A 20634-nucleotide genomic window follows, 5' to 3' on the forward strand; every position below is an offset into this window, starting at 1 on the left:
TCTAATACAAGATATCACAGTAATAATATAATTGCTTAATTTTGCAGTTATTTATTAACCGAGAGCAAAGTAATTTGCATCTTTAAAAATATAAATACCTATGAGGGTAACAAAATGAAACGTAATCTATTAGCAATCGCTATTCCTGCTCTTTTAATTGCAGGTACTGCAAACGCTTCTATTGAAGTGTGGAATAAAGACGGCAATAAAGTCGATTTTTATGGTCGAGTTTATGCATTAAACTATATTACTGACAGAAACAACCAAACAGGCGAAGGTGATAAAACGACTGCACGTTTAGGTATGTCAGGTCAAACTCAAGTTACTGACTGGTTATCTGGTTACGGACGTTGGGAATACGAAGCTAAAACTGGTAAAAATGCTGACAACGAAACTCGTTATGCATTTGCTGGTTTGAATTTTGGTGATTTTGGTTCATTCGATTATGGTCGTAATGACGGTGTGCTAAAAACTTTAACTTCTTATACAGACGTTTTACCAGAATTTGGTGGTGATGCTTCAAATAATGATCTTTATGCATTATCTGCACGTACTAAAGCTGTAGCAACTTATCGTAATACTGATCTATTCGGTTTAGTTGATGGTTTACGCTTTGCTGTTCAATATGCTGATAACGGTGATAACAGCTCAACTAGCCATTTCAATGCAGTGAATCGTAACAACGGTCATGATAGTGCGGAAGCATGGGGTTCTGTTATCGATTGGGATGTGCTTGATACTGGTTTATCTGTTGGTGCTGGTTACACTCAAACTAGTGGTCACAAAAATGCTAAAGCATGGTCAGCAGGTATCAAATACGACAATGACAATGTTTATTTAGCTGCGCTATATATTCAAGGTAAACAAAAATATGGTTGGGATAATGCATCATCTAACCACAATGCAGATGACTTAAAAACCAAAGGTATTGAAATTGTTGCTCAATACGGAATCGACTTTGATATTGGTCGTTTAACTCCATCTGTTGCTTATATCCAACACAAAGTTAAAGATGCTTCTAGCTATTCTAGCGATGCAGGGCTTAAAGGTAATGACCTTGTTAAATATGTTGATGTTGGTTTAACTTATGCATTCAACAAAAACTTACAAGCTATTGTAGATTATAAAATCAACTTGTTAGATAAAGATGATATCGGTGCACGTCGTGCATTATATGATAGCAGCACATTTAGCAAATCAGAAATTAAAGCGACAACAAAAGATACTGTTGCACTTGGTTTAATCTATCAATTCTAATTAATTGCAATTTGATATTTTTGAAAGGCACTTCGGTGCCTTTTTTATTGTCCCTAATTTAATCAAATAAAACTTGAATTTTAATTGATACTCTGTTAAAAAAATCAGCAATAATAATAGATTAGGACAACATTATGCGTTATACCACTCGTCAGTTAGCTGCCAAAAAAAATATTGCTTTAGTCGCACATGATCACTTAAAAGAGTCATTATTAAATTGGTGTAAAAAAAATCGAGAAGAGCTTTCTCATCATCATTTATGTGGTACAGGAACTACGGGAACATTAATTAAACAAGAAACAGGTCTAAATATTACACCTATGCTTAGCGGCCCTATGGGTGGCGATCAACAAATAGGCGCATTAATTGCCGAAGGAAAAATTGATATTCTTATCTTTTTTTGGGACCCGCTCAATGCGGTACCACACGATCCTGATGTCAAAGCTTTACTTCGTTTATCAACGGTCTGGAATATTCCGGTTGCGACTAATCAAGCAACCGCTAATGCACTGATTCAATCCTCCATTTTTACGCAAGAAATAGAAATTGAAATTCCTGACTATCAAGGTTATTTAGCTGAAAGATTAAAATAATTGCCAATATAATCCCAAATACTACATAACAGAAAGGGCAAATATTGCCACAGAAACAGGGTCTAACATGCCGGCTTTATTGTTAATGTCTTTTGGGATTCTGATTATTGGTATTACAAAAACATTATTGGTAGTACCACTTTTAATTGCATTGTTTAAATGAGGTATTTTTATTGCCAAGCCTGTAAGAGAATGTTGAACAACAAATCAGAGTAATTTAAAAGTAAAACTATTGCGTGGGATTGAATTAATTCGAATTGGCTATGGCGAAGTTTGTTGGCTTATACCTATCGCCGTTTATTTATATAAGTTGCTCGATATAAAAATCGGATTTTGGTATGCAACTTTAATAATTTTAATACTAATCGAATTGACAGTTGTCGGCTTTCTACAGTATTAATTTAAAATAAAGTTTCAATATTGTGAGTTAAAATGAAGAAAACGGATTAATTTCCCCTTTATTAAATAAAATCGCTTCTCCAGTATTCAGCTTGTACCATGTTTCATTAGAAGTTAATGGCAACGTTGAAATGATTGTGACGATATCATTAGGCGTAGTGTGTTTTTGAAAATCAATTTCAACATCTTCGTCAAGAAGTTTTGCTTTTCCGAAAGGTGCTTTACGTGTTATCCAATGTAAGTCAGTTGAACAATAAGCAAAAACATATTGACCGTCAGAGAGTAACATATTAAATACCCCAAGTTGGCTTAGTTTGTCAGCGCATTGCTTAATATAGCTGAATACTTCCAGATCATTACTGGGTTTTTGCGGATATTTCTTGTGAAGTTGATTAATGAGATAACAAAATGCATATTCACTATCAGTCAGACCTACAGGTTCAAATATCCCCATATCAAGATCTTCATAACCTGTTAGCTGCCCGTTATGGGCAAAAGTCCAATTTTTTCCCCATAACTCACGCGTAAAAGGATGCGTATTTTCAAGTGCTACGCCTCCTCGATTTGCTTGGCGAATGTGGGCTATGACTGCTTTTGACTTTATTGGATACTGTTGAACAAGTTTGGCAATAGGCGAATAACTGCAAGGTTCAGGATCTTTAAATGTACGGCACCCCTTACCTTCATAAAAAGTAATACCCCACCCATCTTTATGCGGGCCCTTATCACCACCACGTTTGACTAAACTGGTGAAACTAAAACAGATATCTGTTGGCACATTCGCACTCATGCCCAATAATTCGCACATTTACTTGCTCATCTCTTTTTCGATTAGCATGATTAAAATGTGAATCACTTTAATATGAATTTCTTGAACACGATCAGCATAACCAAAATGGGGAACTCGAATATCCACATCAGCAAGACCATGCATTTTACCGCCATCTTTACCGGTTAACGTAATCACTTTCATCCCTTTTTGTTTTGCTGCTTCAATTGCTTTTAGCACATTAGCAGAGTTACCTGAGGTAGAAATACCTAGTAGTACATCACCTTTTTGACCTACACCCTCGATATACCGAGAAAAAATCGAATCAAACCCAAAATCATTACCTACACACGAAATATGACTAACATCAGATATCGCTATTGCAGGATAAGCAGGGCGATTGTTGCGATAACGTCCTGTTAACTCTTCTGCAAAATGCATAGCATCACAGTGAGAACCGCCATTCCCACATGATAGCACTTTACCACCATGTTTGAACGAATCAGCCAATAATATAGCGGCTTGCTGAATATGTTCTAAATTTTTATCATCTGAAATAAATTTATTTAACACATCAGCTGCTTCATTTAACTCATTTCGAATATTATCAATATACATTAATCTTACCCTCATAAAAAATTTAGCCACCATTGTAATTCTTTCAAAATAGCTTGCAAGTACTAAAAAATAAATTTAATTCTCATTCATTTTTTTATTTTTCATGACTGGTCAATTAAAACATCGTCTTGAAAATAAAAACTAAAATGAGTGATCAGTCTTAAAACATCAATTATTCTAAATTGATTATCTACAATATGAGCTTAATTAAATTATTTTTAAAAATAGTACAGTCTTATTTTTAGATATTTGATGTAAAGATCTTGCTCGTAGCGCTATTTGCTAATAGGAGAAATCTGCAGTTTGTGATACAATTTGGCAGTTATTTTTTCACGAATAAAGATAGTGAAATTGCATTTAAAAATCAATTGATAAGGAATTAGTATGCAAACTATTGAAGCTAAAGTTATCGCACCAAAAGCAAAAGTTGCCATTATTGTGGCACGTTTTAATCATTTTATAAATGATAGTCTTGTTAATGGCGCTACCGATGCATTAAAACGTATTGGGCAAGTCGATGATAAAAACATTACAGTCATTTGGGTACCTGGTGCTTATGAGATCCCACTAGCGGCAAAAGTTGCAGCACAATCCAAAAAATATGATGCAATAGTTGCATTAGGAACCGTGATTCGAGGTAGTACGGCGCATTTTGATTTTGTTGCTGGCGAATCAAGTTCTGGTTTATTAAGTGCAAGCCTAGATTATTCGATCCCAGTTGGATTTGGTATTTTAACAACTGAATCTATAGAACAAGCTATTGAACGTGCAGGCACAAAAGCGGGTAATAAAGGTGCTGAAGCAGCATTAACTGCGCTTGAAATGCTAAACGTTATTAAAGCAATTAAGGAGTAAGTTAGTGGCATCAGTCAATCCTCGTCGTCGAGCAAGAGAGTGTGCGGTACAAGCAATATACTCTTGGCAAGTTTCCCGAAATGATCTTGCCGATGTTGAGACCAGTTTTATTGCAGAACAAGATATGAAAGGCGTTGACTCCAAGTATTTTCGAGAACTTTTAAATGGGGTGGGTAAAAATACAGCAGAGTTAGATGATAAAATGGCGCCATACCTCACTGAACGTACAGTTGAAGAGCTAGGTCTAATTGAATTAGCAATATTGCGAATTGCGCTATATGAATTAACCAAACGCCAAGATGTACCGTACAAAGTCGTGATTAATGAAGCAATCGATCTAACAAAAACGTTTGGTGCTGCTGATAGCCACAAATTTGTTAACGGTGTATTAGATAAAATAGCTCCTACCATTCGTACACGATAACTGACCAAAAGTGAGATTGAAATGAACAACAATTCTGAAAAAAATAAACCAACCATTTTTTATGCGAAGAACAGTGAACCTCAGAAACGTTCTCGCTCAACTCAGCAGAAAATGACGGGTCGTAAAGACAATTTTAAAAAAGATTCATTTCAGTCTAAAACCAAAATTAGACAATCAGTAAATGACCGTATTGAAGTATTTAAACCTAAAACCAATAAACCCGGGACAGAAAAACTGAATCGTAATTTAGAATCAAATTTTAAGTATGGTCAATTTGTCGAACATGATTCCCCATGGCAGAAAAAAGTTCGTGATAATGAGCAAACACCTACTTATGGTTATGATGAATATCGTCAACGTAAGGAAGAAACCCTCGTTTATAGTGAAAACAGTTGTAAAGCTGTTTTCAAACATCGACGCTCAGCAATCGTCAAATTATTTATTACTCAAGATATGACCTATCAGTTTAAAGATTTAATTAGCTGGTTAGTCAATCAACGTTTAGGCTATGATGTCGTATCGGTTGAACAAATTGCGAAAATAACCCAAACGGAGCATCATGGTGGGATCTGTTTAATTGTTAAAAAACGTATACCACTTACATTAGTCGATTACCTCGAAAAAAATAGTGGCAAAAACCAAGATTGTGTTTTAGCAATTGATGATGTGAATAATCCCCATAACTTAGGTGGAATTATTCGAAGTGCCGCATTTTATGGTGTAAACGGTGTCATATTGCGTCAGACTAATTTACTCAATAGTGGCGCAGCAATGCGTATTGCCGAAGGGGGAATCGAAGCGATTGAGTCGATAAAGAGTGATGACTTTGTTGCTTCGCTTGAACGATTAAAACAACATGATTATCAGATTGTTGCCTTATTACCATGCCCGGTTAAGTCAATTAAATCGAGTGAATTACACCAAATCAAATTCAATAAAAAAGTCGCTATCGTTATTTTTCAACAAATTAATCGAAAACTGGTAGAATGTGCAGATGTAGTTGTACATTTACACGGTAATGATAATATGGCGGCACTAAATATTTCTGTTGCTACAGGTATCTTATTATCAACATTATAATTAAAAAATATGATTACTTTATTTTTGCTCAAAACATTAATACCTATAAAGGTTAATGGGATTTGATAAAATAGAGTATATGTTAAATAGCATCAATTGGTTAGAAAATGAATATTTTTTCTGTAGATTGTTAACAAGTTTTAAATGCATTGGTAAGTGGTATGGAGTCTAAACATAAAGTTGGTTTAATTTTTGGTAAGTTTTATCCTCTACATAGTGGACATATATATTTAATTGAAAAAGCGATGAGTCAGGTCAATGAATTACATATTTTTCTTGGCTGTGAACCATCACGTGATCAACAACTGTTTGACAAAAGCCATTTATCAAAACAACCTAAAGTTAGTGATCGATTCACATGGTTGAAAGAAACCTTCAAAGACCGTCATAATATTCATATTCATGTTTTAGATGAAGCTGGAATCCAGTCTTATCCAAATGGCTGGAAAGACTGGAGTGATCGTGTCAAACTTATTTTGAATGAATATAAAATCAAACCAACGGTTATATTTACCAGTGAACCTCAAGATATAAAAAATCATGAGCTTTATTTCGGTTGCCCAGCAATTATTATTGATGCTGATCGCAACTTTATAAATATTAGTGCTACTCAAATACGCGAAAACCCCTACCAAAATTGGTCTTTTATTGCACAAGCTGCCAAGCCTTTTTTTGTCAGAAAAGTGGCGATTATAGGACAAGGAATATTTAAAGAACTCCCAATACAGCTCGCTAATATTTATAACACGCAATACGTATCAAATGGCTATATTAATTATATCGAGCGGGAATTAACAAACTCACATAATAAGCGTTATTTGAGTGAGGCTGATTACCTTAAAATTGCAATGTTACATGTTGAACGGATATCGAGTGCTGAAGTACAGGCTAATAAATTACTGTTTGCTTCAATCGATTTTGATACGTTAGCACATTATTATCAGCAAGTGTTTGATAAAGAACATCAAGTTTTGAACGCATTAAAAGAAAATTATCATTTTGATTTGGTCATCCATGAAAAAGATTTTGACCCAAATCTTTCATCATTAGAATATTTTGAAACCGTATCCAATATGGTCGAAAGGTTGTTGATTTAGTTCATCACTTTTATTCTGGCTTATGCTAAAATAGCCTAAATCTTTGTGATGGGTAAATTTTATGTCTCAATCTTCTGACAAACAAAATAACGATAATCAAGAAAAAATAGATTTTGGTTTTACGCAAGTTTTAAAACAAGATAAAGTAAAACGTGTTGCGGATGTCTTTCATTCCGTTGCCGACAAATATGATGTAATGAATGATTTAATGTCATTTGGTATTCATCGTATTTGGAAAAAAATTACCATTGAATATAGCAGTGTGCGTAAAGGTCAAAAAGTATTAGATCTTGCTGGTGGCACTGGAGATTTAACTGCAAAATTCTCACAATTAGTCGGCGATGACGGATTAGTGGTGCTCGCTGATATCAATGAATCCATGTTAAAAGTTGGACGCGAAAAGCTTCGAGACAAAGGATTATTCAAAAATATTGAATATGTGCAAGCTAACGCTGAAGAGTTACCTTTTGCGGACAATTTTTTTGACTGTATTACCATTTCTTTTGGTCTACGTAATGTGACTGACAAAAATAAAGCATTACAATCCATGTGGCGAGTATTAAAACCAGGTGGTCGTTTATTAATTCTTGAATTTTCCAAACCGCAATACCCAATTTTAAATAAAGCTTATGATCTTTATTCATTTACTATGTTACCGTTAATGGGCAAAGTTATTGCGAATGATGCTGACAGTTACCGTTATTTAGCCGAATCAATTCGGATGCATCCTGATCAAAAAACATTGAAAAAAATGATGGAAGATGCAGGATTTGTAGATGTCAAATATCACAACATGACAGGTGGTATTGTGGCGTTACATACTGGTTTTAAATTTTAAGCGATGAAATCTAATGACATTTTTCAGACTCTATAAAATATTAACCGTTTTTCGTGCATATCAATTAAATGAATTATTGCCAACTAATCGATTTTCAAAGTGGTTACCAATTTTAATATCATGTTTATTTTGGATAAGGCCGAAAGCAAAACATGAAGAAATTGGCGAGCGATTACGTCAAGCATTGCAAGAGCTTGGGCCAGTATGGATAAAATTTGGTCAAATGATATCAACTCGTCGAGATGTGCTTTCTAAAGATATTGCAGACAGTTTAGCTAAATTACAAGACCAAGTTGATCCTTTTGACGGGAAGGTGGCAAAACAATTAATCGAAAAAGCACTCGGTCAGCCAATTGATCATTATTTTTCAGATTTTGATGAACAACCATTGGCATCGGCATCGATTGCACAAGTTCATACAGCCATATTAAAACGCAGCCAAGCTGAAATTGTCATTAAAGTATTGCGTCCTAACATTATACCAGTCATAAAAGCGGATATTGGCTTAATGTATTGGCTTGCCAAACAGTTTACTAAACGTATTAAGTTCGGTGCAAAGTTGCGAGCAATTGAAATCGTACGTGATTATGAACTTACCTTAATGAAAGAGTTAGACTTAAAACAAGAAGCTTATAATACCATACGCTTACGTGACAATTTTATTAATAGTAACATATTATATATACCTTACATTTTTCAAGAACTCTGTCGAGAAAACATCTTAGTTGAGGAACGCATTAAAGGTGTGCCAATTGGTGATAGCCAAACACTTAAACAACACAACATTGATATGAAGCTGCTAGCTGAACGAGGTGTTCAAGCTTTTTTCACGCAGGTTTTCAAAGATAATTTTTTCCATGCTGATATGCATCCGGGCAATATTTTTGTTGACATTACCGAGCCACAAAACCCCCGTTACATTGGAATTGATTGCGCTATTATTGGAATTTTAACAGAAGATGATCAGTACTATCTTGCTGAAAATTTCCTTGCCTTTTTTAATCAAGATTATCGCAAAATAGCTGAAACCTATATTGCATCGGGTTGGGTTCCTGAATCTACTGATCCGATTGCTTTTGAAATGGCTATGCGCAACGTATGTGAACCTGCATTTGCAAAACCGTTGGCTGAAATCTCATTCTCACAAATTTTACTAAAACTATTTGATGTTGCCAGACGATTTGAAATGGAAATTCAACCACAATTAATCTTATTGCAAAAAACGCTATTTTATATTGAAGGTTTGGGGCGTCAACTATATCCAGAACTCGATTTATGGCAAACCGCTAAACCATTCTTAGAAAAATGGTATGAAGACAAATATAGTGCTAAAACTATTATTCAGCAAGCATGGGCTTCATTACCACAATGGCGAACACTTTTGCCTGAACTGCCTGCAAAACTTAATGATTACGCACGCATGACAAAACAGATGAATCATCAAATTAAACAGATTAATCACGAACTAACGTGTCGAAAAAAACGAGAACGAATTTTATACAGTGCAATAGGAATACTCATTATATTATTTATCTCTATGCTAATTATTCATTAGATGAGTTATTTGGGAATCTGATAATTTAAGTGTATAATCAAATCACAAATGACGTCGGAGATAATTATCATGATGCCAAGTTGGCCTCAATTACTCATATTAATTGCAGTTATTGTATTACTGTTTGGAACCAAAAAATTACGCTCATTAGGTTCGGATCTTGGTGCATCAATTAAAGGCTTTAAAAAAGCAATGAATGAGGATGATGATAAAAAAACATCAACAGAACAACCAAATAAAGTTGAAACTGTAGACTCCTCTAACGATGAACAAACGACAAAAAAAGAGTAGGTTGTGTTCGATATCAGCTTTGGTCAATTATTATTAGTTTTAATTATTGGACTGGTTGTATTAGGGCCGGAGCGTTTGCCTATTGCAATTAAAACCGTTGCAGGTTGGATTAAAGTATTACGACGAATGTCGGCAACGGTTCAACTTGAACTCAACAAAGAGCTAAAACTGCAAGAGTTACAAGATAGTTTAAAAAAAGCAGAACAAAGTGGTTTAACCAACTTAACACCTGAAATTCAAGAATCAATTGATGATTTAAAACGTGTGACAGAATCGTTACAAAAAGAGATTGATTCAGCAACCCAAACCGATATTGAAAACCCAAATAAAGACAAACCATGACAGACGACGCATCTCAACCTTTAATTGGACACCTTGTTGAACTCAGAACACGACTTTTACGTTGTATTATCTGCATTTTATTGGTTTTAATTTTTCTACTTTACTTTTCTAATGATATTTATCACATCGTTGCTAATCCGTTAATTAGTCAATTACCTACAGGTAGTAGCATGATTGCAACTGATATCGCAGCCCCTTTTTTTACACCCATTAAATTAACGGCAGTGGTGGCGATATTTATTTCTATTCCCTATGTACTTTATCAAGTGTGGGGATTTGTTGCACCCGCGTTATATCAAAATGAAAAACGTTTAGTCGTGCCACTGATTATATCAAGCACAGTGTTATTTTATATAGGTATTGCTTTTGCTTATTTTGTGGTATTCCCACTTGCATTTTACTTTTTTATCCACACAGCACCGATTGATGTTGCAATCAATACCGATATCACCAAATATCTTGATTTTGTTATGACGTTATTTGTGGTATTCGGATTTGCTTTTGAAGTCCCTGTCGCCATTATACTACTCTGTTGGACTGGCGTGACCACACCAAAAAGTTTACGGAAAAAAAGACCTTACATCATTGTGGCTGTGTTTGCCGTTGCTATGTTTGTAACCCCACCTGATGTGTTTTCACAAATATTATTAGCGATACCAATTTGTTTACTTTTCGAAATTGGGACTTTTTTCGCCCGTTTTTATCAACCCCGTAAACATGATGAAGACGAAAATAATGAATAACAAACACAATAAATACGGACTTTGATGCAAGCAAAAAAAGCACAAAAATACAAATATTGAGACTGGCATAAAATTACGGCAACAATGGGAACACTTGTCCCTTCTACAAACCGATCCTAAGGGCGGCATCGACCAATACCGACAAAAAACGAACGCTTTAACATAGTCCCTAATTTTTGATATTTTTATGTATTACTAAAAAACCTATCACAATAACTGGGAAACAACGCTGTTAAAAAATCATTTAAAACCAATAAATTATTATTAAAAATTAACCCATTAGAAAAATGATTTATTAAATAAAAATCTACTAATTGTAATTATTAATCGTTAATAACTATTATTAAATTTTAAAATAAATACTTTTTTTATTTTTCACTTTATGCAAAGCTAATAGCTAATTTTAGTAATCAGCACGAAGGAAATTTAATGACTAAACATTATGATTATATTGCAATCGGTGGTGGTAGTGGTGGCATTGCATCGGTAAACCGAGCGGCTTCATATGGCAAAAAATGCGCAATCATCGAAGCAAAATCTTTAGGTGGGACTTGCGTGAACGTGGGTTGTGTACCCAAAAAAATCATGTGGTATGGCGCTCAAATTGCTGAAGCAATCAATCATTATGGTTCTGATTATGGATTCGATACGACTATCAATCAATTTAGTTGGGATAAACTACTGGCTAGCCGAAACGCCTACATCGACCGAATACATCAATCTTATGACCGTGTACTAACTAATAATAAAGTTGATGTCATTTATGGTTATGCCAAATTTGTTGATTCTCACACTATTGACGTTAATGGCGAACAATATACCGCCGATCACATATTAATAGCGGTTGGTGGAAAACCGAGTATACCAAATATTCCTGGTGCGGAACATGGTATTACATCGGATGGTTTTTTTGCGCTCAAAGCTTTACCTAAACGTGTAGCTGTCGTGGGGGCAGGGTATATTGCTTGTGAAATAGCCAGCGTATTACATTCATTAGGTTCTCGAACTCATCAATTTATACGCCAAGCGACACCATTACGCAGTTTTGATCCACTCATCATTGAAACCTTAATGGAAGTCATAGCCAGCGAAGGTCAACAACTCCACACGTTTGCGATACCAAAATCAGTGACTAAAAATAGTGATGACTCGTTAACATTACACCTTGAAAATGGAGAAAGTTATACTGTTGATTGTCTAATTTGGGCAATTGGTCGTGAACCTGCAACACAAAATATGAATTTAGCAGCGGCAGGTATTAAGGTTAACGATAATGGATTTATTGTTGTAGACAAGTACCAAAACACTAATGTTGCCGGTGTTTACTCGGTTGGCGATGATACAGGCGCAACAGCCCTAACCCCTGTTGCTGTGGCTGCAGGACGTCGTTTATCTGAACGGTTATTTAATAATAAACCTGATGAACATCTAGATTATAACAATATTCCAACTGTTGTCTTTACGCATCCTGCAATTGGTACTGTTGGATTAACAGAACCTGAAGCGATTTTGCAATATGGACAAGAAAACGTTAAAGTCTATAAATCAACATTTACCGCGATGTATACAGCTGTAACACAGCATCGCCAACCTTGTCGAATGAAATTAGTCTGTGTTGGTGATGAAGAAAAAATTATCGGTATTCATGGTATCGGTTATGGTATGGATGAAATATTACAAGGTTTTGCGGTAGCACTCAAAATGGGCGCAACCAAAAAAGATTTTGATAACACCATAGCCATTCATCCAACCGCCGCAGAAGAATTTGTCACCATGCGGTAAATGTCGATTTGTCTGGATTTAAAATAGAATAAAAAAGCAGGAAACATCCTGCTTTTTTATTGATAGAATTATTTATTATTGGGTTTATTTGACCAACCTTTTTTTGCTAACGGATAAAAACCCACCGCAACTGCAATTAACGCGACAAACGAGATATAAATACCTGCACCAAGATAACTATATTGACCCAGTAAATGGTCGGGGCTTAAAAGATAAATTGTTAAAGTCGGTGTAATGGCACTAAATAAAGCGTAGGCTAAATTATAAGAAAACGATAAACCCGAATAACGAATTGCAGGTGGAAAAGTTCTTGTACCAATGATTGGTGTCATGGCGACAGCGCCAATAAATAAACCAAATATTGCCCAAGTTAAATATAATTCAGTAAGTGAAATTGTTGGTGACAAAGTACTATAAAAATAGATACTCATCACAGCCAAACCACCCCATGTTATGATCACTGTTTTTGTTGTCCCCAGTTTGTCTTCTAACCAACCAGAAATAACACAACCGATAGTTAAGGTTAATGCTGCAATACAACCACCAATTCGCCAATCCAGATTAGCAAAATGATACATCCCACCAACAATACGACCAGGCGTTATTAAGATACCTACCATAATCGCAGTGGATAATGACCAAGTTAAAAGTGCTACAATCAAACACGCCGTTTTATGATTTTTTAAAACAGAGATGACAGGAATATTTTTTTCAATTGCCTTACGGGCAGCTAATTCTTTGAAAATAGGGGTTTCGGATAAAAACCGACGCAAATAAACCGAAATGACACCAAAAATACCACCAACAATAAAAGGGATCCGCCAAGCATAATCTAAAATATTTTGGTGGCTAAAACAAAGATCAATAATAATGGTCACAATAAAACCAAGTAAAATACCCCCAGTAATACCCGAAGTTAAGGTTCCGACACCAAAGCCATAACGTTGTTTTGGCACGTGTTCAGCAATAAAAACCCAAGCGCCCGGCATTTCACCGCCAATGGCTGCTCCTTGCAACATACGCATCACTAATAATAACAGCGGTGCAAAAATTCCAATGGTTTCGTAGGTGGGTAAAATACCAATAATAAATGTGGGTAAAGCCATCATTGCCACGCTAAGTGTGAACATTTTTTTGCGACCGACTTTATCGCCAAAATGAGCCATAATGATACCGCCAACAGGGCGAACCAAGTAGCCAGCAGCAAAAATTCCCCATGCAAAAAGATCTAATGTTAAAGGTGATAACGTATGAGGTAAAAAAAGAGGTTTGACAATCGTATCGATATACAGGGCATAGATGACAAAATCATAAAATTCTAACGTTCCCCCCAAAGAAGACAAAACTAATGTTTTTAAATCTTTACTGTTTAATGGCCTTGCAGCAGGCTGCCATTCTGCGTTAATTTCAGATTGACTCATGAAAAAACCTTAATTGTATGGTTAATATAAAATAGAAAATAAAGAAAATGACTCTTTTATAACTAAAACTTGTTATAAAAATCACATTCTGCCATAAAAAATTGTATTTAATTTCATCATAAAAAAATTTAATGAATGCGGTAAAACTGAACATTTGATTTATAATAATTAAAACATTTAATTATTTTATGTTGTACTATCAATAAACTATTTTAACTAAGGATGAATTTGGGGATGATGACTAAAACAAAAATACGCTGTGACTGGGTTTCAAACGATCCTTTATACATAAATTATCACGACAACGAATGGGGAATTGCCCAGTATGATAGTCTAAAATTATTTGAAAAAATCTGCTTAGAAGGACAACAAGCGGGATTATCTTGGATCACGGTATTGAAAAAACGTGAAGAATATCGGCGCTGTTTTTTTGATTTTAACCCTGAAAAAATTATTACATTAACCCAAAAAGATGTTGAATGTTTACTCGAAAACAAAGGACTGATTCGAAATCGATTAAAACTAAATAGTATTATAAAAAATGCACAAGCTTATCTAACAATGAAAAGTAATAATGAAGATTTTTCGACATTTATTTGGTCTTTTGTCGACGGTAAACCAATTATCAATCACTACAAAGACCTTAGTGAAGTGCCTGTCAGTACCGATATATCTGATAAACTATCAAAGGCATTAAAAAAACGAGGCTTTTCTTTTGTTGGGTCAACAATTTGTTACGCTTTTATGCAATCAATGGGATTAGTCAATGACCATTTTGAACATTGTTATAAAAAATAGGAGTTAAAAGAAATGATCGCCAAATTATTTAAGTATGGCTTAGCGTTAATCTTGACTTATTTTGTTATCACTAACATCGTTATTTATCTTTATTCTAAACAAAAGCCAGCGCCAGATGCCGACACCTTAGTTGTATTAGGTGCACTTGTTGTAGGTAAGCCTGCTGTTCCTCATTACACTTTAGCCCAACGATTAGATGTTGCCTACGATTATTTACAACGTAATCCACGAACGAAAGTTGTTGTGTGTGGGGGACAAGGTAATAATGAGTCGGCGACCGAAGCAAGTGTGATGGCACAATATCTAATTAATAAAGGTATTGATCCAAAACGGGTATACCAAGAAGATAAATCGACGCGAACAGCTCAACAATTTGTCTATGCCAATCGTGTATTGCCGTTAGGCAAGACAGTTGTGGTAACTAATGATTTTCATATGCTGCGTTCGCTAATGCTGGCTAAACGTTCAGGCTTTAACGAAATATCAGGTTTATCGGCACCATTAGGGTGGGGAAATGAAGAAAAATATGTCGCATTAATCCGAGAACCCCTAGCATTGGCAAATTCTTGGTTATTCGATCATCCAAAGAAAGATGAATAATCAGCCGACTGATTCTATCACTTAAATAATCAATGAATAACGGCAAAACCCATAGTCACTACTGTTTTTGCCGTGCGTCCATGCTATTATTAGGCATTCAAATTTAAATCAGCTACAAACATATATGAAAACAGATACCATTGTTGCACAAGCAACGCCACCCGGTCGAGGTGGTGTGGGCATTTTGCGAATTTCGGGGCCACAGGCGCAAACCGTTGCGCAAGCGATACTCGGTAAAATACCAAAACCTCGCTATGCGGAGTATCTTCCTTTTTTAGCTTCTGACGGCACAACCTTAGACGAAGGAATAGCGATATTTTTTCCTAATCCTCACTCTTTTACGGGCGAAGATGTACTAGAGTTACAAGGGCATGGTGGGCCTGTCATTTTAGATTTGCTTTTAAAACGGGTATTAGAGATTGCTAACGTCCGTATTGCAAAGCCGGGTGAATTTTCAGAGCGGGCTTTTTTGAATGATAAATTAGATTTAGCCCAAGCCGAAGCCATAGCCGATTTAATTGATGCAAGTTCTGAGCAAGCTGCAAAATCAGCGATTTCATCTTTGCAAGGCGTGTTTTCGAAAAAAATTAATGAATTGGTTGAATCATTAATTCATTTACGCATTTTTACCGAAGCCGCAATAGACTTTCCTGAAGAAGAGATCGACTTTTTATCAGATGGCAAAATAGAAGCACAACTTAATGAAGTGATTACTCGCTTAAACGAAGTTCGCCAAGAAGCAAAACAAGGCTCACTGTTACGAGAAGGGATGAAAGTGGTGATAGCTGGTCGTCCAAATGCCGGTAAATCAAGCTTACTTAATGCGTTGGCGGGTCGTGATGCGGCGATTGTTACCGATATTGCAGGCACAACGCGTGACGTATTACGTGAACATATTCATATCGATGGTATGCCCCTACATATTATTGATACTGCGGGTTTACGTGATGCCAGTGACGAAGTTGAACGCATTGGTATTGAACGAGCTTGGCAAGAAATTGAACAAGCAGATAGGGTACTATTTATGGTCGATAGCACCACCACAACCGAAACCAATCCCGAAAAGTTATGGCCAGAATTTATAGAACGGCTACCCAAAAATATGCCTGTTACAGTCATACGCAACAAAGCAGATTTAACTGGTGAAGCATTAGGTTACAATCAAGTCAATGGTTACTCACTTATCCAACTTTCTGCACGAACAGGGGAAGGGGTAACGTTACTTCGTGATCACTTAAAACAAGCCATGGGTTTTACCAGTAGTACTGAAGGCGGCTTTTTAGCACGTCGACGACACCTGCAAGCACTCGAAAAAGCGTCAGAACACCTCAACAATGGTAAGTACCAACTTACGGCTTTCCATGCTGGTGAACTTCTTGCCGAAGAACTCAGACTTGCCCAAGAAGCGCTAAGCGAAATCACTGGTGAATTCACTTCAGATGATTTATTAGGTCGTATCTTCAGTTCGTTTTGTATTGGAAAATAAGACTTAACTAGGTTACTGCATTTAAATTTAATGAATTTTCATAGTGTTACTCTTTAAAATTAACTATTGCAAAATGTTCAAAAAAAGGGTAATTTTACGTTTAGATATTGTTAACAATTTTTAAAGAATATTTAAAATATAAAATTGTATAAATTTGAAAGCAGTAACTGAAAAACTAGAAAAATTTTTAGATTATTGATTTTTTAACTAATATTAAATCAATTAAGCTTAATTTGTGAATACAAAATAAATCATAATATCTTGCCTTAAGGTCAGATATATTAATAGGTAAAAACCTGCCACATTGTAAACTTCACACTCATCGCTTCAATTTTAACAATATCTTATTCAAAATATCGCAAAATAAATATTTTTATATTTATCACACGGAAATAACTCACACCAAGTTGAGTTAAAAGGAATATTAAAAAAAAATTGGAATGAATTAAATGGAAAAGCATACAACCACCAAAACCACAAAAGAAGAACAACTTCAAAAACAAAAAGAAGAGCAAGCCGCTGAACTCGAAGATCGCATTATTTATGCTGAAGCAAACAAGGATGGCAAAGATTCTCGTTCAGCTTTAGCAAATGGTGGTTGTGGCGTTTGCGAACGTCAAGGATTTCCCATTTTTCTGGTCAGAAAAGCGCCGATTAGTAAAAATTTCAACTTAGCCCAAAAAATGGGTGAAACCATTAAATTATTGGAAGACAATCGAGAGCCACCCATTGATTTAGTCACCCATAAATATGTCTATCGAACCTTACGCGTGGGTTACGTTTATATCTTAGTCAAACATAAAACGAAAGGGTGGGAGTTTTTAGGATATGAAGTGACGCCTTCAGGCGTATTTCGCCATAAAACCATTACTGACTTAAAAGAGCGAAACATTAAAGAGATCCCAGAAAGTTGTACCAAAGACGGCAATCACCATATACCCGGTTCTTTTATCAATATTGACACCTCAATATATGAAGGCGAAGCCTACATTGCTTACACTCGTCGAGCCTGGTCTCAAGGTAAAAACAGTACAATAGAAAAATACCTAAAATTAATGAATGAATCGTCGATCACAATTGAAGTACCTTCTAGAAAAAGATCTTCTTCGACAACCGGTGATTCTTCGACAAAAGAACATTTTGAGATAGATATTCGTTTAGAAAAAGCGATTAAACGTTTTACTAAAATTAACCTGAATCAAGAAGCATACAAAGATCCAAGCAAATTAACTGACGGGGGCAAGCGAAGTTTTGAGTTTCAAAAACTCAAATCCGATAATTCATTATTAGAGCTGGCTGCTGATCCACGATTTATCATCACACATGACGGTAAAAAACGTTTGTTAAGTTCGAAAAACTTTATCACAGCCCACAAATTTAACTCATTACGAGACAGGTCAAACGCAAATAATAAAGAGTTTTTAGCGACAAGCTTTGTCTTAGATGCGCAAATTGAGAAATTAGAACAAACGCGTGAATACAAAGTCCCTGTTGTGGTTCTAGAAGATACGTTTGGTATAGCGGAAGAACTGAGCTTACAACGACAATTAAGGATTGAGCCCATAGCGCAACTGGTGATCAAATCCGAAGAGATTTATAACCAAAAAATTGATGAACATTTCAATAAAATCTTGGGATCTAAACGTGTGGATATACCAAGTCATGAAGATGACAATGATGAAAATGTCAATCAACACAAAAATACCCCAAATTCAAATAACATAATGATAAGCCAAGATTATAATTACTATTACAATGCGACTTTGGCTGCGGGAGTAAATGCAGATTATTTTAGAGAAAAAACACTGCATAAACGTAAAACGTTATCATTGATAAATGAATATCGCAATCAAATCAAAGCAATAGAATTATCAAAAGCACGAGAAGAGCTAGAGTATGACTATATATCAGAATCCAGGATAGGAATTAACAGGCAAACTAGTGTTTGGCCAAAAACAGAATACTTACTATCAAAGGGATATTTTGAAGTTCCGATGACAGCTGAAGAAAAAATTAACCATCTGAAAAAAATTAATAAAAAGGATGGTTTTTTTAAAAAAGCTGAATATTTTGATGTCAAAGCTTTTAAACATAACAGCATAATAAATGGTCGTGCCGAACTCGATGCTTTAATGAGAACCAGCAAACATTTGGAAAAATATGAAAAGCTATTAAAACCGGGTGCTGAAACTCAATTTACCAATTTAGAAAAAAACAGATATAACGCTATAATCAGTTCGATTAATCACTTTTCGCAGGACTATTTGTATTATTTGCTATGGTTATTGGGATTTCCATTCTTGTCAAAACATACTCCGGACAAAATGAGTCAATTTAATGATTGCAAATTTTGGTTAATAGAGTGTGATACAAATTGCTCTAACAACCATGTAGGTTATCTTTCAGATTTTTTAGCAATCATTGATTTTACATGTATAGGTGGCGTGACGAACCCAATACAAATAGCATTATGGGAGAACTTAATCAAGTATGACGATGGTATTTTTTATCATCTGCTTGATGGACGAAGTAACAGTTTTTGGGAGTTAATCATAAAAAAACGCCTTAACATCATGAAACAAGAGCTGGAAGCGCACAGTGATTTATACTCGCCGATAGAAAACAAATCCGACGAACAAATAGCGCAATATCTAGGCGAAGCGGAAGAAAAAGAATTAAAGGCGAAAGCGAAGCGATTGCAGGAAACCAAAACGATATTACAAGAGCTGGAAGCGGAAACAAAGACAAACCAATTAGATAAAAAATTCTTCTGTGAAAAAGGCGAGCTTATGTTGAAGCTTTATTCGATACTCATATCACGTGTACTTTCATGGCATTCCAACTTTACAGAAAAAGACCTAGCCCTATCATCTTATCTAATTATTCAAGAACGATTATCACAGTTGATTACTGAAAGCGGGTTGGTGATAAATGGCGAATTGATTTTTCATTTTCAAATGAAAAATATTCCGGTGTTAGAGTTACGTGAATTTAATCAATATTTCGAACCGTTGCGATACAGTAGCACAAGTTCACCTTATCCGGCTTATTCGCAAACAGAAGAAAGTCAAAATGGGGTGGTTGATTGGAATTTTGTGATAACAGCCAACGACTATATCGATATTGGCTTAAAACTAGTCGATGTCATCAATGACCGTACCGTGCTTAGAAATGGCTCGGTATTATTTCAACGATTAGAAAACTATATACTCGATAGATTTTCAGGCATAAATTCGAATTCAATATTTCCTGCCCGAACATTAAAAAATACCGGTGTGTCAATATATAATCGGATAGCCAAACTACAAGGCGAGTCAATCTTAGACAGTATAAAAAATGCCGGTTTTGACCCGACGGCTAAAATGACGGCATTTGGCGGTAGCATAGCTTTTGTTAAATCGATTTCAGCCGGATTACAATCAGCCGCCACCTACATCAACTACAAAGAAAACTTGCAAAAACTGGAAGATGCAAACTTAAGCGAAACCCTGCGTTATGAAATTAAACGCGATTTACAGTTTGGCATATATAAAGTTGGAGCAAGTTTTGCACTGTTAGTCAACGAAGTTTTAACCTTTATCAATATGGGGTTACCTCATTTAGCCGGGTCGTTTATTGCAAACCGAGCCAATCTCAGTCTTTTAGTCAATGGTGTGTTTAAAACCTCTGCCATGGTAGCGGGTGTC

At 35.5% G+C, this 20634-nt stretch carries 18 protein-coding genes and 1 pseudogene; 16 read left to right on the forward strand and 3 right to left on the reverse strand.

Going from position 1 to position 20634, the window contains the following annotated elements; all coding sequences use genetic code 11:
- Positions 1 to 114: 114 nt before the first annotated feature.
- Both J3U35_RS11400 and J3U35_RS11405 read left to right on the forward strand, forming a co-directional pair.
- Positions 115 to 1257: a porin gene (locus J3U35_RS11400; protein WP_267352315.1), complete on the forward strand. Its 1143-nt coding sequence runs from the start codon at positions 115 to 117 to the stop codon at positions 1255 to 1257.
- 134 nt (positions 1258 to 1391) lie between these two features.
- The gene (locus J3U35_RS11405) at positions 1392 to 1850 is read left to right on the forward strand and encodes a methylglyoxal synthase (RefSeq protein WP_267352314.1); all 459 of its coding nucleotides are present in this window, start codon (positions 1392 to 1394) and stop codon (positions 1848 to 1850) included.
- A 427-nt stretch (positions 1851 to 2277) separates the two neighbouring features.
- On the opposite strand, the gene J3U35_RS11410 is transcribed toward J3U35_RS11405, so the two are convergent.
- Both J3U35_RS11410 and lpcA read right to left on the reverse strand, forming a co-directional pair.
- Positions 2278 to 3057 (reverse strand): class II glutamine amidotransferase, encoded by a 780-nt coding sequence (locus J3U35_RS11410; RefSeq protein WP_267352313.1) that lies wholly within the window; start codon positions 3055 to 3057, stop codon positions 2278 to 2280.
- Positions 3058 to 3636 (reverse strand): D-sedoheptulose 7-phosphate isomerase, encoded by a 579-nt coding sequence (gene lpcA / locus J3U35_RS11415; protein ID WP_267352312.1) that lies wholly within the window; start codon positions 3634 to 3636, stop codon positions 3058 to 3060. It abuts the gene before it with no gap.
- 384 nt (positions 3637 to 4020) lie between these two features.
- Between lpcA and ribE the strand changes: the two genes are divergently transcribed.
- From ribE to gorA, 10 genes and pseudogenes are all read left to right on the forward strand, one after another.
- Entirely contained in the window at positions 4021 to 4491 is a 471-nt protein-coding gene (gene ribE, locus J3U35_RS11420) for a 6,7-dimethyl-8-ribityllumazine synthase (RefSeq protein WP_411589901.1), read from the forward strand.
- Between the two features lie 4 nt (positions 4492 to 4495).
- Positions 4496 to 4915 (forward strand): transcription antitermination factor NusB, encoded by a 420-nt coding sequence (gene nusB, locus J3U35_RS11425; protein WP_065558858.1) that lies wholly within the window; start codon positions 4496 to 4498, stop codon positions 4913 to 4915.
- A gap of 21 nt (positions 4916 to 4936) precedes the next feature.
- A complete protein-coding gene (locus J3U35_RS11430; RefSeq protein WP_267352311.1) occupies positions 4937 to 5995 on the forward strand; it encodes a TrmH family RNA methyltransferase in 1059 nt (352 codons plus the stop codon).
- 161 nt (positions 5996 to 6156) lie between these two features.
- Positions 6157 to 7092 carry a multifunctional transcriptional regulator/nicotinamide-nucleotide adenylyltransferase/ribosylnicotinamide kinase NadR gene (nadR, locus tag J3U35_RS11435; RefSeq protein WP_267352310.1) on the forward strand — a complete coding sequence of 312 codons (936 nt, stop codon included), beginning with the start codon at positions 6157 to 6159 and terminating at the stop codon, positions 7090 to 7092.
- A gap of 61 nt (positions 7093 to 7153) precedes the next feature.
- Positions 7154 to 7930 (forward strand): bifunctional demethylmenaquinone methyltransferase/2-methoxy-6-polyprenyl-1,4-benzoquinol methylase UbiE, encoded by a 777-nt coding sequence (ubiE, locus tag J3U35_RS11440; protein WP_220216630.1) that lies wholly within the window; start codon positions 7154 to 7156, stop codon positions 7928 to 7930.
- Between the two features lie 13 nt (positions 7931 to 7943).
- Complete coding sequence (ubiB, locus tag J3U35_RS11445) at positions 7944 to 9485, forward strand: ubiquinone biosynthesis regulatory protein kinase UbiB (protein WP_267361472.1); 1542 nt, start codon at positions 7944 to 7946, stop codon at positions 9483 to 9485.
- Between the two features lie 69 nt (positions 9486 to 9554).
- Positions 9555 to 9776 carry a twin-arginine translocase TatA/TatE family subunit gene (gene tatA / locus J3U35_RS11450; RefSeq protein ID WP_267352308.1) on the forward strand — a complete coding sequence of 74 codons (222 nt, stop codon included), beginning with the start codon at positions 9555 to 9557 and terminating at the stop codon, positions 9774 to 9776.
- Positions 9777 to 9779: 3 nt separating this feature from the next.
- Positions 9780 to 10115, forward strand: a pseudogene (gene tatB / locus J3U35_RS11455) (Sec-independent protein translocase protein TatB); the annotation flags it as partial.
- A complete protein-coding gene (tatC, locus tag J3U35_RS11460) occupies positions 10115 to 10861 on the forward strand; it encodes a twin-arginine translocase subunit TatC (protein WP_267361474.1) in 747 nt (248 codons plus the stop codon). The pseudogene tatB and the gene tatC, both read left to right, overlap by 1 nt.
- 429 nt (positions 10862 to 11290) lie before the next feature.
- Positions 11291 to 12643: a glutathione-disulfide reductase gene (gene gorA / locus J3U35_RS11465; RefSeq protein WP_267361476.1), complete on the forward strand. Its 1353-nt coding sequence runs from the start codon at positions 11291 to 11293 to the stop codon at positions 12641 to 12643.
- Positions 12644 to 12711: 68 nt separating this feature from the next.
- Here the strand turns inward: gorA and J3U35_RS11470 are convergent, their stop codons facing one another.
- Positions 12712 to 14064 (reverse strand): MFS transporter, encoded by a 1353-nt coding sequence (locus tag J3U35_RS11470; protein ID WP_267352304.1) that lies wholly within the window; start codon positions 14062 to 14064, stop codon positions 12712 to 12714.
- 237 nt (positions 14065 to 14301) lie between these two features.
- Here J3U35_RS11470 and J3U35_RS11475 point away from each other — a divergent pair, with 237 nt between their 5' ends.
- The 4 genes from J3U35_RS11475 to J3U35_RS11490 form a co-directional block, all read left to right on the forward strand.
- The gene (locus tag J3U35_RS11475) at positions 14302 to 14862 is read left to right on the forward strand and encodes a DNA-3-methyladenine glycosylase I (protein ID WP_267361488.1); all 561 of its coding nucleotides are present in this window, start codon (positions 14302 to 14304) and stop codon (positions 14860 to 14862) included.
- Between the two features lie 12 nt (positions 14863 to 14874).
- Positions 14875 to 15462 (forward strand): YdcF family protein, encoded by a 588-nt coding sequence (locus tag J3U35_RS11480; protein WP_267352302.1) that lies wholly within the window; start codon positions 14875 to 14877, stop codon positions 15460 to 15462.
- Between the two features lie 124 nt (positions 15463 to 15586).
- Positions 15587 to 16948 (forward strand): tRNA uridine-5-carboxymethylaminomethyl(34) synthesis GTPase MnmE, encoded by a 1362-nt coding sequence (mnmE, locus tag J3U35_RS11485; RefSeq protein ID WP_267361478.1) that lies wholly within the window; start codon positions 15587 to 15589, stop codon positions 16946 to 16948.
- A gap of 449 nt (positions 16949 to 17397) precedes the next feature.
- Positions 17398 to 20634, forward strand: a 3237-nt coding sequence (locus J3U35_RS11490; protein ID WP_267361480.1) for a toxin VasX, incomplete at its 3' end; no start/stop codon positions are given.

The sequence above is a fragment of the Gilliamella sp. B2717 genome, from assembly GCF_026536675.1.
In the GTDB taxonomy this organism is placed as follows: domain Bacteria; phylum Pseudomonadota; class Gammaproteobacteria; order Enterobacterales; family Orbaceae; genus Gilliamella; species Gilliamella apicola_I.